The organism is Desulfovibrio sp. (assembly GCF_018379785.1).
Taxonomy (GTDB): Bacteria; Desulfobacterota; Desulfovibrionia; order Desulfovibrionales; family Desulfovibrionaceae; genus Desulfovibrio.
Window position 1 is genome coordinate 1 of sequence record NZ_JAGZUV010000077.1, and the last position, 13049, is coordinate 13049.

Here is a 13049-nt window from a genome sequence, read left to right on the forward strand (position 1 = left end):
CCCTGGGCCTGGGCGGCCAGGTCGGACACGGCCTTGGCCGCCTCGGCCATGGCCTCGGCGCTTTGTCTTGCCATATCGTTGACCTGGACGATGGACTGGTTGATTTCTTCGCTGGCGGCGGACTGTTCCTCGCTGGCCGTGGCAATAGCGTTGACCTGGTCCGCCGTGGCTTCCACGGTGGCAAGAATTTCCTGAAGCGCCGTGCCGGACTTGCTGGCCAGTTCCGTGGCCTCGCCGATGCGCTCCACGGCATTGTCCACGCCGGTCATGCTTTTGGCCGTGCTCTCCTGGATGGCCTTGATGGCATTGCCCACGTCATTGGTGGAGGCCATGGTCTTTTCGGCCAGCTTGCGTACCTCGTCGGCCACCACGGCGAAGCCGCGCCCTGCCTCGCCCGCGCGGGCGGCCTCAATGGCGGCGTTGAGGGCCAGCAGATTGGTCTGGTCCGCGATGTCCGAGATCACATTCATGATCCGGGTGATGTCCTGGGCGTGCTCGTTGAGCTGGACCATATCCCCCTTGAGTTCCAGGGACATCTGATGGACCTGCCCGATGCTGTGCACGGCCTTTTCCACCACCTGCGCGCCCGCCTGGGCCTTCTGTTTGGTTTCGGCGGAGGCGCTGGAAGCGGAACCGGCGTTTTTCGCCACTTCCTGGACCGTAGCGTTCATTTCGTTCATGGCCGTGGCCGCTTCGGACAGGCGCTGGGCGGACTCGGCCGCGCCCCGGTCGGATTGCTCGATCTGGGCCGAAAGTTCGCTGGAGGCCGAGGAAACCACATTGCCCACGGCTTCCAGCTTGTCGGCGGCCACCAGCATGGCCTGGGTCTTGCTTTGCGCTTCCGTGCTCGCCGCTTCGGCCTGTTCCATGGCCTCCTGGGCCTTGGCGGACTGCTCTTTGGCGTTTTCAGATTCACGTTGAGCATTTTCAATATTTTGCTTCAGGGCATTGACCATTTCCACAATGGCGCCGTAAACGCCCAGTTTTTTGCCGCCGTCGTCGATATTGTAGTCGCCTTCCACCACGCGATGGGCGATGCCGTTCAGTTCGCCGGGATCCTTGCCCAGCTGGCGGATGGTATTGCGCACCAGCAACAGGGTCAGGACGACGGCAATAAGAATGGCCGCCGTTATCAGAATGATGCCGGTCAGGCGTGAATTGTAGTACATCTTGTCGGCAGCAGTGTTGCTCTCGTTGACGTTCTCTTTGATAGCGTTGATGGTGTTGTCCAAGGCTGTGCTCATCGTATCGTAATCTTTGAGAGATTCGCCGAGCAGCAGGGTAACCGCCTGTTCCGTGCGTAATTCCCGTGACAGTTCAAGCAGCTGCTTGGACACGTTGCGATAATTCTGCCGGGCCGCCAGGTAAGTCTGAAAAATTTCTCTGGTCCGGGGGCTGACGATCAGGCGCTCAATTTTTTTGATGTCCTCGGCGATAATTTCCGTCCACTTCTGCTGTGTCTTTTCATAGTTGCCCATCTGCACGGAGTCCGTGGCATAGATGTGCATGGCTTCGGCCAGACGGTATTCCGAAGCGGCATTGTTGATGGTGCCGATCATTTGCACCAGTGGTATCTGGCGCTGACTCAGAACAGTTGTAACATTGTTGACCTTGGACATCTGCATGAGCAAGTAAAGGCCCAGGACTGCCATGAGGGCGGCCAGCGCGCCCATGCTCACGGCGGTTTTCATCGACAGCTTCATCTTCTCTCTCCTCTTGATGTAGTTGAAAAGGCAGAGGTGTTTTCCAAATGGGAAAAGAACGCGCCAATAAAAAACCGTCAGCCATGGCCATCATGGCCATGGGCAACGGTTTTTCTTTCGGACAGCCGATTACCTAATCTCTCTCTCTCTCTCTCTCTCTCTCTCTCTCTCTCTCTCTCTCTCTGCGCAATAAAGAACGGTACAGGGCGGAGCAGTGCCGCAAAGGTTTTTGGGGGAGGAAGGAAAATCCGACGATTTTATTCATCATAAACCCCGCGCTGAAAAAAAGATTCGTGGCGTTGCCCAATAAATCAGGCGATGTCGGATGTATCTCTGTCAGTTATTATCGGAACAAGGATAAAGAATATTAGTGTTCTGGAACAATTATTTGGAAGCAGGGGTAAAATCAAGAAAAATTACAATAAAATCTAAACGATATATGGATATATAAGATTACAAAATTTATTATATATGGGAAATATAATTTTACTATGATGAGAATTTTAATATTAAAATAGTTTTTATTTAGCTATATATATTTTAATAAATAAATTATGAAAAATAAAAAAACACGCTCCGTTATTTATTGCGGAACGTGCAAAAATATGACGATAAAAATATGTCTCTTTTAATCGTAATTTAATCCAGTGTGCGCTTGCCATTGTGCTTTATTTTCGTCTTGCGGTCAGGGGCAACGGCGTCTCATCAGGATAAAGAAAGACCGCCGCGCGCGAAGCCGGACTCTCCGGCTAATCGCGGGTCGCAAGCGGCCGATAAGACAGGAAGGGGGGAAGACGCGCCGGTCTCAGGCCTCGTGGTACTCCTGCTTGATGACGGCTTCGGCCTTGATCCGGTCCAGCAATTCGGCGAAGGTCGCTTTGACATGCTCGCGGATATCCCCGGCCACCACCAGGAAGAGCAGGTCGTCGCCGGGTTTGAGCAGGCCCTCCTCGGCCTGGGCGACGATGGCGAAAATGCCGGGGCGCTGTTCCATCTCGCGGCAGATTTCGCGCATTTTCTCGTTGTCATGGCTGACGCGCACGGCGCTGACCGGCGCGTGGTCCTTGCGGGACCAGCCGCGCACCACGCCGTTGTGCACGAGCATCATGCCCACGTGTTCGGTGAAGCCGGGGCGGGCTTTGAGTTCCTGAAGAGTTTTGTTAATATCCATTGGGACCGCCTTGGTTGAAAGAGTGGCTGACTGCGGCAAGTATATATGCCGGACGCCCGGCCATAAAGGATTTTATTGATGGCGCAGTTATCGCAGCTTCTGGCCCGCCTGCCCGAGGGCAAGGATGTGCACATGAGCACCATGGGCCATGTGCTCTGGGTCTGCTGGCACAACAATCTCACGCCAGCGGTGAGCCAGACCCTGCTCAACTACGGCGGCATGCTGGTGGGCGAGGAACGCGAGCAGGCCCTCTGGTTTTTCTTCACCGACGACGTCTTTCTGGCCCTGGCCCGGCTGATGGTCTGGGGCAATTTCAATGAACTGGCCGTGAGCATCGAGCTTTTCCCCGGCCGCCTGCAACTGAGCAGCAAGCGCGACGCCGGTCTTTCCCTGGACGGCGCGTTGCGGGTCCAGGAAATGCTGGTCAGGGACAGTCTGGAAGTCTGGGTGCACCCCAAGAGCCGGGAAGGGCGCAGCGCCCTGCCCGGCATCTCCTTTGAAAGCCGTCCGGGCCGCCAGGGCATGGCTTCCGTGGACTGGGCCACGCCCGTGGTGGACGTGCGCATGCCGTACTCCTCCACCCAGGCCTGGTTCGCCATTTTGCACCCTCTGGGCAGCCCGCTGGACAAGGCCTTTCAGAACGGCTGGAGCTCCATGTTCAAGCGCGTCGAGGCGCTGCTGCAAAAGCACAAGATCAAGTCCATCGTGCACGAAACCTTCGTCATGGTGGCCGTGGACAATCTGCTGATGCTGCGCACCTTTTTGCGCGACTACCTGCGCAGCTTCGACAAGGAGCAGAACGAGCCCGGCACGTACTGGCCCTGCGTCTGCGTGGTTGCCGACCGCAACAATCTCAATTTCAATACCGACCTTCCCAAAAAAATCGGCCTGCAATGGGACAATCTGATGCCGGATTTCCCGTACATCAGTTATCGCAATGCCTATCTGTTGGGCGACGGCTTCACGGTGCGTGATCTGCGTTTTACCGGCGAGCAGGCCAGCATGGACAGCTGGTGCAACGTGCTGCTGGACGAAAACAGCATCAGCGCCCGTTCCATCCCCCTGCTCATGGCCGGGCGGCTTACCGTGGGCAGCAGCGGAGCCGGGGGCTGCTTTTATTGCGGCATTCCCAGCCATACGGCGGCGGAGTGCCCCACGCGCACCTATTTTCCGAGCAGGCCTGAAATCTGGGACGAGCTGGCGGGCCTGGACCTGGAAAACATCAACGAGGCCTTCCGGCGCATTGAGATGGTGCTGGGACAGGACAGCGTGGAGGGCTACGAGGAACTGCTGGAGGGCAAGGACGACGCGGCCCTGCTGATGCAGGCCGTGCTGGACATCAACGGTCCGGGCCAGTTGCGCAACGTGCCCCGGCACTGGCTCTACCGCATGCGCGAGCCGGACCAGGACGAGGAAAAGCCCACCCGCGACGACAGCCCGGCCTGGGATCTGCTGGACCAGTTGGCCCGCGCCGCGTCCGACGAACTGTCCGATCTCGAAAAAAAGGTACTCCAGACCATTACCCGCCACCAGCGCGATCCGCGCCTGCGCATGGTGCGGGCTTTTCTGCTCATAGAGAAGAACGATTTCAGCCATGCGGCGGCCTGTTTCCGCGAAGCGGCCAGTCTGACTCCCGCCCCCACGCTCCAGGCCTGGAATGAATTCCTGCAGGGGCGGCTCTCGGAAGAGCAGGGCCAGTACGGCCCGGCCATCGAGCAGTATGCCCAGGTCTGGCGGGTCATGCCCCAATGGCGCGACGTGCAGTACCGGGGCATTGTCTGCCGGGTCAAAATGGGCTTTGCCGAACAGGTGCTGGAGCAGATCACCAAGCTGGTCCGGGAGGAGCCTTCCTATTTCAACCGCGTGCTCATTGATCCCGGACTGGAGCGCGGGCGGCTGCTGATCCTTTCCTCGCTCTATGATCTCTGGGCCGAGGCCAAGAAGAACGCCGAAGAGGAGCGGGCCAGAATCAACGCTTTGGAGGCCCGGCTCAATGACTGGTTTCCACCGGACCATCCGGTGCAGTTGCAGCTCGGAAGCAAGATCCATAAGCTGGAAGCCCTGAGCAACATCAACAACTATATTGCGTTTCTCCAGGTGGTGGAGCAGCGTCCGGTGCTGGAAAAGGAGCTGGAAGAAAGCATCCAGCGCGAGGTGGAGGAGCTGCGCAACCGCTACAAGTATTACCTGGACGTGTTGCAGGAAATCCGCGACGAGGCTTCCTGGTTCCCCTTCCCCTCTGTCCTGCGCGACTTCAGCAGCGATTTCAACGAAAGCGCGGGCATCATCAACTGGGCCTTTGCCTGCAACTTCAACGAGGCCGAAACCTTCAAGCGCGCACAGGACACCACGCCCCGGCTCAACGAATTGCTGCGCAATCTGAAAAAGCGCCTCAAGTTCCTGCGCATGGTGCGCGACGGCACGCTTTTCGCCCTGACCATGGGCAAGACGTTTATCTGGGTGGAGATCGTGGGCCTGCTGTTCTGTTTCATCGGCGTGCCCATCGTGGTCTTCTGGGGCGACAGTCTTTATCTGGGCTGGCTCAAGAATCTGCTGGGCGAAAATCAGTGGTCCATCCAGAAAGTGCTGGCGGTCATTATCACCATCATCGCCATCGGCATCGGGGCCCTGCACACCACCCTGGTCTTTGACCGCAAGCGGGAAAAACTTCTGGAGCAGGCCCGCGAGCAGCGGGAAAAGGCGCAGCAGATGCGCCTGGAGCGCATCCGCCGCCAGCGCATGGCCGAAACTGAAAGCGCTCGCCGCAATCAGCGGATCGAAAGCGGGAGGGAAGTGCAGCGCCAGCTCAAAGAGCGGATGAAAGGTTGAGCCGCCTTGTGGCGGGCCGGGGTTGCCAAGTTTATTAATAAATATTATCAATACAGGGAAGGGTTGACACATGAGACGCGTCAGCCGCTCTGTAAGGATTTGCTTGCAAATCCTTGCCGCGAAATGCAAGTGGGCGGGCTTTGTCCGCCGTAGACGAGCATTTCAAGCGTTAACTGCTCAAAATCCCGTGGCAAGGAGGCTACCATGCCGAGCCTGAAAGATTTCGCGCTCTACGATATAGATTGGAATCTCACGCCGGAACATGCGGTGACCATGTATCTGGAATGGGGCAACAACGACTGGCATGCCGAATACCCGCCGGTGCGCTCCAAAGAGGATGTGTCCCATTATTTCGTGGTGGACAGTTGGCAGGATCCGCCGGTGGTGCGCCTGGTGCGGCGTAATTCCGAGCGGGCCGACGATCTCATCAGCGTGCCCCTGCCGGACAGCCTGCTGGCGGATTTCCGCCAGGCCCACGGCACATGGCGCGGCATCAGCGAACCCACTCCCGGGATCAAGGCCTGGCTGAAAAGCGAGCTGGAGCAGTAGGGCGTTTCAGACGAGAAACCCTTGCCGCGCGGAAAGATGCAGCTTTTCACGGACGGCTTTTACTGAGGGCGGACCCTGGAAGTTGCCGCGCAACGGCAGTGCATCTGAATTGCGGCAACAGCCGGTCCCGGTGGGATGTGTACTTTTGCGGTACGAACCCGTCCGGCGACCGGCTGTTGCTGTGGGCGGCTTTGTCAGCGCGCGCCGAAGCCCGGCACGTGAAAGCGTTTTTCCAGCCAGCGCAGCAGCCAGGTGGCCAGAGTGACCATGATCAGATAGTAGGCTCCCACGGTGATGAAGACTTCGGTGAAGCGGAAGGTGTCCGAGGCCACGACCTTGCCTTCGCCCATCAGTTCCATGCAGGTCACCAGATAGGCCAGGGAGCTGTACTTGATCAGATAGATGATCTCGTTGCCGCAGCCGGGCAGTGCCCGGCGGGCGGCCTGGGGCACCACGATCCAGGCCACGGTCTGCCAGGCGCTGAAGCCCAGGGCCTGAGCCGCGCGAATCTGCCCCTGGCGGATGGAGAGCAGGGCCCCGCGTATATATTCCGACTGATAGGCCGCCGTGCAGAGGATGAAGGAAGTCAGGGCCGCGCCGTAGGGTGCGAAATAGATGCCCAGCTTGGGCAGGGCGTAGTAGATCATCATTAATTGCACGGCCAGGGGCACGCCGCGCAGGATGGCGGTGTACCAGTCGCCCAGGCGGCGCAGCCAGCGCGGGCCGAAAGTGCGCATGCAGCCGATGAGCACGCCGCCCACAAAGCCCAGACTGCCGGCGGGGATGATCAGGGCAAGGGAGACCAGCAGCCCCCTGTTCAGGGCGGGCAGCAGCTCATGGCTGAAAAAGACCGTATCCAACATGCGTATTCCCGGCGGCTACGCGCCCATCTCCAGAAGGCGGGCGCAAAAATCACGGGTGCGCGTGGCCGAGCCCTCGGCCAGCAGGTCGTCCGGAATGCCCTGTTCAATGATTCTGCCGCGCTCCATGAACAGGATTTCCGTAGCCAGGGCCCGGGCGAAATCCATCTGGTGGGTAGCCATGATCATGGTCATGCCGCCGCGCGCCAGATCCCGGATCACGGCCAGCACTTCGCCCACCAGCTCCGGGTCCAGAGCCGAGGTGGGCTCGTCCAGCAGGATGACTTTGGGGTCCATGGCCAGAGCCCGGGCGATGGCAACGCGCTGCTTCTGGCCGCCCGAAAGCTGGGCCGGGTAGAGCAGGGCGCGCCGGGCCAGGCCCACGCGCCCCAGTTCTTCCAGGGCACGGGCTTTAGCGTCCCTGCGGGACATGCCGCGCACTTTGCGCAGGGCGATAGCCACATTTTCCTCGGCCGTGAGATGATCGAAGAGATTGAAATCCTGAAAGATCATCCCCACCTGGGCGCGGAAAGCGCAGAGTTTGCGCTTGTCGTGCATCTCAAGACGTTCGCCTTCCAGCCAGATTTCACCGGAATCCGGCGGAATCAGGCAGTCGATGCACTGCAGAAGCGTGCTCTTGCCCGCGCCCGAGGGACCGATAAGCACCTTGAGTTCGCCCCGGCGGACCGTCAGCGAGCAATTATCCAGAATAGGCTTGCCGCCCAATTGTTTGGAGATGCCCTCAACCCGCAACACCACTTCCTGTTCTGCGCACATGGCTTATCCCGCTCCCATGCCTTCCATGCCCGTTCCCGTGGAATAGCCCGGCACATGGACTTTGTCTTCCAGGCGGCGCAGCAGCTTGAGCACCACCAGCGTCAGCACGAAATAGATCAGACCCGCCGCGGCATACAGCGCCAGATGCTCGTGGGTGCGCGCGGCCACAAAGGAGGTGCGGGCCATGATGTCCTGAGTGCCCAGGACGTAGCAGATGGCCGAGTCCTTGAGCAGGATGGAAAATTCGTTGGCCCAGCCCGGGATGGAAAGGCGCAGGGCCTGGGGCAGAACAATACAGCGGATGCCAGTGAAGTCATGCATGCCCAAGGCGCGCGCCGCTTTGAGCTGCCCCTGGGGCAGGCTTTCGATGGCCCCACGGAAAATCTGGGATTGATAGGCCGTACTGGTGCAGCCGAGCACCAGGCAGCAGATCAGAAAGGGATCGGCAGGCAGGCCCAAGCTGATGAACAGGCCGTAGCAGAGAAAAAGCAGCACCAGAATGGGCACGCCCCGGAAAAACCAGACGTACAGCGCCACCAGCCGACGCAGCCACGGGCCGCCGTAGACCTGGCCCACGGCCAGCGGCACGCCCAGCACCAGCCCCATGGCCAAGGACGCGGTCACGTTGCCGATGGTCACGAAACTTCCGGCCAGGATGGCGGGCAGGGCGTTGAAAACGACGGTCAGTGAATTCATGGGCAGCGCCGGGCAGAAAATTTGCGGGTCAAATCACCGCGCGACGCGGACCGCCGGGCTTTTCCGGCGGTCCGCGTCGTGTCGCGTGTCACGGCAGGAAGCGGAAAAGGAAGCCTGATGGCGGCCGGGCCGCCTCCGCTTACTTGTTCAGATACTTTTTCTGCAGTTCCTTCCAGTACGGGTCGGCCATGAGCTTGCGGTAGCCTTCGTCGATCAGGGCGCGCAGCTCTTTGTCGTCCTTGCGCAAGGCCACGCCGAAGCCGTCGGGCTTGCCGTGGGTGCCGGCCTTTTTCACGGCGCGGCCCTTGGCGATGGCGTCGTCGGCGGGCAGTTCGTCCATGAGGGCTGCCTGGATGCGGCCGTTGAGCAGGTCTTCCACGGCCAGGGGCGCGGATTCATAGAAACGCAGTTCAAAGGGATAGCCCTTTTCCTGCTGTTCCTGCTTGATGGCATTGGCTTCGGAGGTGCCGCGCTGCACGCCCAGTTTGATCTTCTGGCTCAGGATGTCGTTAGGCGTCAGCTTGGAATCGGCGGGCACCAGAAAAACGCGCGAAACAGTCCAGTAGGGATTGGAGAACTGCACCATCTTGGAGCGTTCCGGCGTGATGCTCATGCCGGAGCCGACCATGTCGATCTGTTTTGCCAGCAGGGCCGGGATAATGCCGTCCCAGGCCATGGGCTTATGGGTGATTTCCACGCCCATGGTTTTGGCGATCCAGTTGAGGGAATCCACGTCAAAACCGGCGGGCTGGCCGGTCTTTTCATCCACGTAGGCAAAGGGCGGATAGTTGGGGTCAATGCCGTTTACGTAGCTTTTTTGGGCAAAGGCGGGCACGGCGGCCAGCAGGGAAGCCAGCAGCGCGCAGACAAAAAATTTTTTCATGCTCATTTTCCCCCTCGAAAGAAGACAGAACAACAGACTGCGGCCTTGGGCGCATGCGCGTCGGCCGGACCCCGGTAAAACAAGAATTTTTTGTAACAGAAGCGCGCGCCTGACGCAAGGGCGCTTTCGCCGGGACGTTGTCCCCGCGCGGCGGAGGTCTTGTGCTTCATGCAGAGGCGGGCTATACTACAAAAAGTTTTGTGTTTGAAATCTCACACAGTTCAAACACTACGTTGTCCGCGCGCCGCGGAAGCGGCAGCCGTTGGCGGGTCTTCGGGCGTTGCTTTGGCTACAGGCGACGCGGGAGCCGTACAAATAAGACAGTACTGCCAAATTGAAACGCGGTTTAGCGCTGTCGTTGATGCCCGTAAGCCCTTTTGCGGCTGCGCCGCCTCCGGCCGCTTCCCCGTGCTTGGGCGCGGAGCCCGTTCACGCGGCCACCAGAGCGATTCACCCATTTCAAACGTGAACTGCTCTAAAAAATGGCGCTGAAAGCAAAAGCCCGGCAGGGCCCGGCTCGTGCCCATGTTTTCAGGCAAAATGTGGCGAACGGCGTGTGATCTGTTCCAGTCTCTTACCGCCTACGGTCAAATCAGTCATGTCCCAGTTTCCTCCCGCCATCCGCCTGCTGCACCGCTTCGGCCTGTCGCCGCAGAAAGTTCTGCTGGTGCTGTCCGATCTCCTGGCCCTGCTGGGCACGGCCATTGCGATTTTTTTGCTGCGCGCGGCTTTTGACAACCTTGACTCCATCCTTTACCGCTGGGTGCTGCCGCTTTTACTGCTGGGGCCACTGCTCGGCGCAAGCCTGGGCCTGTACCAGAGCATCAGCCTGCCGCCGCACCGCGAACTGAAAGCCCTCTTCCTGATGGTCAGCCTGACCTATTGCATGATTCTGGCCGCGCTTTTTCTGGCAAAAACCGGAGACCTGTATTCGCGCCTGGTCATTCTGGGCAGTTGGGCCGCCACCATTTTTACCCTGCCCATCCTGCGCGGCATCTGCCGCCGCCGCTACTGCCGGAAAAGCTGGTGGGGCAGGCCCCTGATCATTCTGGACCGCAGCGACCAGGGGCGCGATCTCTGGCATTACCTCAGACGCCACCCGGAGCGGGGCCTGATGCCGGTGGAAATTTTCGGCCTGCCCGATGATGCGCGACGCGTGCGGGAAATGCTGGGCACCGCCGCGCGGCACTGGCCCAACGCCATGGCCCTGATTCTGCAAAAGGTCGGACAGGGGCAGCTCCTGGATTACGTCACGGAAGTCAACCGCTACTTCAGCAAGGTGCTGCTGGTGCCCTCCTTCGGCGAGGACTTCAAATGTTACTGGCTGACGCCGCGTGACCTGGGCAATGTGGTGGGCCTGCTTTTACGCCAGAATCTGCACGATAAGCGCCGCTTGCGGATGAAGCGTTGTATTGATCTTTTCTTCTGCCTGCTGATCCTGCCCGTGCTTCTGCCGCTGGGCCTGATCCTGGGGCTGCTGATCCGCCTGGACAGCCCCGGCCCGGTCCTGTACCGGCAGCAACGCATCGGCCAGGGCGGCCGGGCGCTGCAAATCTATAAATTCCGGACCATGGCGGCCAATGCCGACGCTGTGCTTGAAGACTGGCTGGCCCGCGATCCCGCCTTGCGTGAAGAATGGAAGCGCGACCACAAGCTCAAGCACGACCCTCGGGTCACCCGCATGGGGGCTTTTCTGCGCAAGACCAGCCTGGACGAGCTGCCGCAGCTCATCAATGTGGTTCTGGGCGGTATGAGCATGGTGGGGCCGCGCCCCATTGTGAGCGGGGAAATCGAGAAGTACGGCGAAGTCTATGACGAATACTGCCGCGTCAAGCCCGGCATTACCGGGCTATGGCAGATTTCGGGCCGCAACGACACCAGTTATGAAGAGCGTGTGGCCTACGACCACTACTATATCAATAACTGGTCGGTCTGGATGGATTTGTGGATTCTGGGCAGAACCGTGCCGGTGGTGCTGTCCGGCTATGGAGCCTACTAAAAAGGGGACATTCCGGCAAAAACGCGGTGTTGCCGGAATCCAGGCTGCATCGCGGCGGGCCTCCGCTGTTCGGCGTTAGAGCATTTCAAAAAAGTTACTCTGTTCTAACGTTCCGGCGGACGGCTCTGCACTGTCCACGCCAGTTCCACCTGCCGCGCGAATTCCTGTCTGAAGCGCTTCTCGCCGAAGCTCTCGGCGTGGCGGCGCAGAGCTTGGGGGTCAAAATCCCGTTCCCGGCGTTCAAACTCCAGAATGGCCGCTTCCACTGCTTCCACGCTCTGTTTCGTGAAAAAGAGGCCGGTAACGCCGTCGCATACCGTTTCCGTGGCGCCGCCCCGGCCATAGGCCAGCACGGGCACGCCCGAGGCCGCCGCTTCTAGGGGAACGATGCCGAAATCCTCTTCGCCGGGGAAAAGCAGGGCTTTGCTGCGGGCCAGCAGATCCGCCACCGCGTCGTCGTCCTGACGACCCAGAAAGCGGACGCAGGGCGCGGCTTCGGCCTGTAGGGCTTTAAGCGCCTCTCCTTTGCCGACAACCACCAGGGGCCGGTTCAGCCGCGAACAGGCCTTGACCGCCAGATCAACCCGTTTGTAGTGCGTCAACCGGCCAAGGCAGAGATAAAATTCTCCGCCGGTTCGCTCGCGCGGGGTAAAGGCTGTAATATTCACCGGTGGGTAGACCACCGCCGCCTCACGCCGCCAGTGCTTGCGGATGCGCCGGGCCACGGTGCGCGAATTGGCCACGAAATGATCCACGCGAAATGAGCTGGCGAGGTCCCAGCGCCGCAGGCCCGGCAGCAGCAGACGCATGCCCAGGCGGGTGAGCGCCCCGGCCGAGGCCATGTAGTCGGGCCAGGTATCCCAGAGATAGCGCATGGGCGTATGGCAGTAGCAGACATGCAGGCTGTCCGCGCGGGTGATCACGCCCTTGGCCGGGCCGGATTCGCTGGAAATGATCAGATCGTAGCCCGTGAGGTCAAGTTGCTCCAGGGCCAGAGGCATGAGCGGAAGGTAACGCTGGTACTGCTTCCGGCTGCCGGGCAGACGGTTGATGAACGTTGTTTCAATATGATGCCCGGCGATGTCCGGGGAAAGGGCCCTGCGGTCCAGCACATGGGTGAAGATGTCGGCCTGCGGGTACATGCGGCAGAGCGCCTCCAGCACCCGTTCGCCGCCGGCCATGCCGACAAGCCAGTAGTGAACAAGGGCCACGCGCATCTCAGGCTCCCGGTCTGTCGCCGATGGCGGCCGTGATCCGGGCTTCGGCCGCCAGCTTGCCGTCCACAAAAGCGCGGGCCTCCATCTTGCAGAGCTTGAGCTTCATGCGCATGTCGGAGCATTCCAGGTCCAGACGGTCGCCGGGGACCACCTGGCGGCGGAATTTCACGCCGTCCAGGCCGGTGAAGAGAAAGAGTTTGTCCGCGAGATCGCCCAGGCCCGCCGCGGCCAGCAGGCCGCCGGTCTGGGCCAGGGCCTCCAGGATCAGCACGCCGGGCATAATCGGCACGCCGGGAAAATGGCCCTGGAAAAAGGGTTCATTGACGCTGACGTTTTTATAGGCCTTGATATGCTAGCCCGGCACG

At 60.2% G+C, this 13049-nt stretch carries 11 protein-coding genes and 1 pseudogene; 3 read left to right on the forward strand and 9 right to left on the reverse strand.

The genetic code is table 11. The annotated features are described in order from the left end of the window. The 3 genes from KH208_RS13385 to KH208_RS13395 form a co-directional block, all read right to left on the reverse strand. Positions 1-1703: methyl-accepting chemotaxis protein (locus KH208_RS13385; RefSeq protein ID WP_291437115.1), on the reverse strand; the 1703-nt coding region annotated here is incomplete at its 3' end. Between the two features lie 133 nt (positions 1704-1836). After that, positions 1837-1968: a hypothetical protein gene (locus KH208_RS13390; RefSeq protein WP_291437117.1), complete on the reverse strand. Its 132-nt coding sequence runs from the start codon at positions 1966-1968 to the stop codon at positions 1837-1839. A 540-nt stretch (positions 1969-2508) separates the two neighbouring features. Continuing rightward, positions 2509-2874 carry a molybdenum cofactor biosynthesis protein MoaE gene (locus tag KH208_RS13395; protein WP_291437119.1) on the reverse strand — a complete coding sequence of 122 codons (366 nt, stop codon included), beginning with the start codon at positions 2872-2874 and terminating at the stop codon, positions 2509-2511. Positions 2875-2952: 78 nt separating this feature from the next. Here KH208_RS13395 and KH208_RS13400 point away from each other — a divergent pair, with 78 nt between their 5' ends. Together KH208_RS13400 and KH208_RS13405 are read left to right on the forward strand one after the other, a co-directional pair. Beyond that, positions 2953-5703 (forward strand): hypothetical protein, encoded by a 2751-nt coding sequence (locus KH208_RS13400; RefSeq protein ID WP_291437121.1) that lies wholly within the window; start codon positions 2953-2955, stop codon positions 5701-5703. Positions 5704-5907: 204 nt separating this feature from the next. Continuing rightward, positions 5908-6252, forward strand: coding sequence for a DVU0772 family protein (locus KH208_RS13405; RefSeq protein WP_062253044.1), 345 nt, complete (start codon positions 5908-5910; stop codon positions 6250-6252). A 194-nt stretch (positions 6253-6446) separates the two neighbouring features. Here the strand turns inward: KH208_RS13405 and KH208_RS13410 are convergent, their stop codons facing one another. The 4 genes from KH208_RS13410 to KH208_RS13425 all read right to left on the reverse strand — a co-directional run bounded on the left by KH208_RS13410 (position 6447) and on the right by KH208_RS13425 (position 9468). Beyond that, complete coding sequence (locus KH208_RS13410) at positions 6447-7115, reverse strand: amino acid ABC transporter permease (protein WP_291437123.1); 669 nt, start codon at positions 7113-7115, stop codon at positions 6447-6449. Between the two features lie 15 nt (positions 7116-7130). Continuing rightward, positions 7131-7889: an amino acid ABC transporter ATP-binding protein gene (locus KH208_RS13415; protein ID WP_291437126.1), complete on the reverse strand. Its 759-nt coding sequence runs from the start codon at positions 7887-7889 to the stop codon at positions 7131-7133. A 3-nt stretch (positions 7890-7892) separates the two neighbouring features. Next, a complete protein-coding gene (locus KH208_RS13420) occupies positions 7893-8585 on the reverse strand; it encodes an amino acid ABC transporter permease (protein ID WP_291437128.1) in 693 nt (230 codons plus the stop codon). A gap of 139 nt (positions 8586-8724) precedes the next feature. After that, positions 8725-9468 carry an ABC transporter substrate-binding protein gene (locus KH208_RS13425; protein ID WP_291437130.1) on the reverse strand — a complete coding sequence of 248 codons (744 nt, stop codon included), beginning with the start codon at positions 9466-9468 and terminating at the stop codon, positions 8725-8727. Positions 9469-10066: 598 nt separating this feature from the next. Here KH208_RS13425 and wbaP point away from each other — a divergent pair. Continuing rightward, entirely contained in the window at positions 10067-11467 is a 1401-nt protein-coding gene (wbaP, locus tag KH208_RS13430) for an undecaprenyl-phosphate galactose phosphotransferase WbaP (protein ID WP_291437132.1), read from the forward strand. A gap of 104 nt (positions 11468-11571) precedes the next feature. Here the strand turns inward: wbaP and KH208_RS13435 are convergent, their stop codons facing one another. Both KH208_RS13435 and fabZ read right to left on the reverse strand, forming a co-directional pair. Then, positions 11572-12684 (reverse strand): glycosyltransferase, encoded by a 1113-nt coding sequence (locus tag KH208_RS13435; protein WP_291437134.1) that lies wholly within the window; start codon positions 12682-12684, stop codon positions 11572-11574. Position 12685: 1 nt separating this feature from the next. Beyond that, positions 12686-13049, reverse strand: a pseudogene (gene fabZ / locus KH208_RS13440) (3-hydroxyacyl-ACP dehydratase FabZ); the annotation flags it as partial.

Excerpts from the sequence above, each read along its gene's own strand:
- KH208_RS13390 (WP_291437117.1), bottom strand. The coding sequence starts at position 1,968 with ATGAATAAAATCGTCGGATTTTCCTTCCTCCCCCAAAAACCTTTGCGG.
- KH208_RS13405 (WP_062253044.1), top strand. The coding sequence starts at position 5,908 with ATGCCGAGCCTGAAAGATTTCGCGCTCTACGATATAGATTGGAATCTC.
- KH208_RS13410 (WP_291437123.1), bottom strand. The coding sequence starts at position 7,115 with ATGTTGGATACGGTCTTTTTCAGCCATGAGCTGCTGCCCGCCCTGAAC.
- KH208_RS13435 (WP_291437134.1), bottom strand. The coding sequence starts at position 12,684 with ATGCGCGTGGCCCTTGTTCACTACTGGCTTGTCGGCATGGCCGGCGGC.
- KH208_RS13395 (WP_291437119.1), bottom strand. The coding sequence starts at position 2,874 with ATGGATATTAACAAAACTCTTCAGGAACTCAAAGCCCGCCCCGGCTTC.
- KH208_RS13400 (WP_291437121.1), top strand. The coding sequence starts at position 2,953 with ATGGCGCAGTTATCGCAGCTTCTGGCCCGCCTGCCCGAGGGCAAGGAT.
- KH208_RS13420 (WP_291437128.1), bottom strand. The coding sequence starts at position 8,585 with ATGAATTCACTGACCGTCGTTTTCAACGCCCTGCCCGCCATCCTGGCC.
- KH208_RS13425 (WP_291437130.1), bottom strand. The coding sequence starts at position 9,468 with ATGAAAAAATTTTTTGTCTGCGCGCTGCTGGCTTCCCTGCTGGCCGCC.
- wbaP (WP_291437132.1), top strand. The coding sequence starts at position 10,067 with ATGTCCCAGTTTCCTCCCGCCATCCGCCTGCTGCACCGCTTCGGCCTG.
- KH208_RS13415 (WP_291437126.1), bottom strand. The coding sequence starts at position 7,889 with ATGTGCGCAGAACAGGAAGTGGTGTTGCGGGTTGAGGGCATCTCCAAA.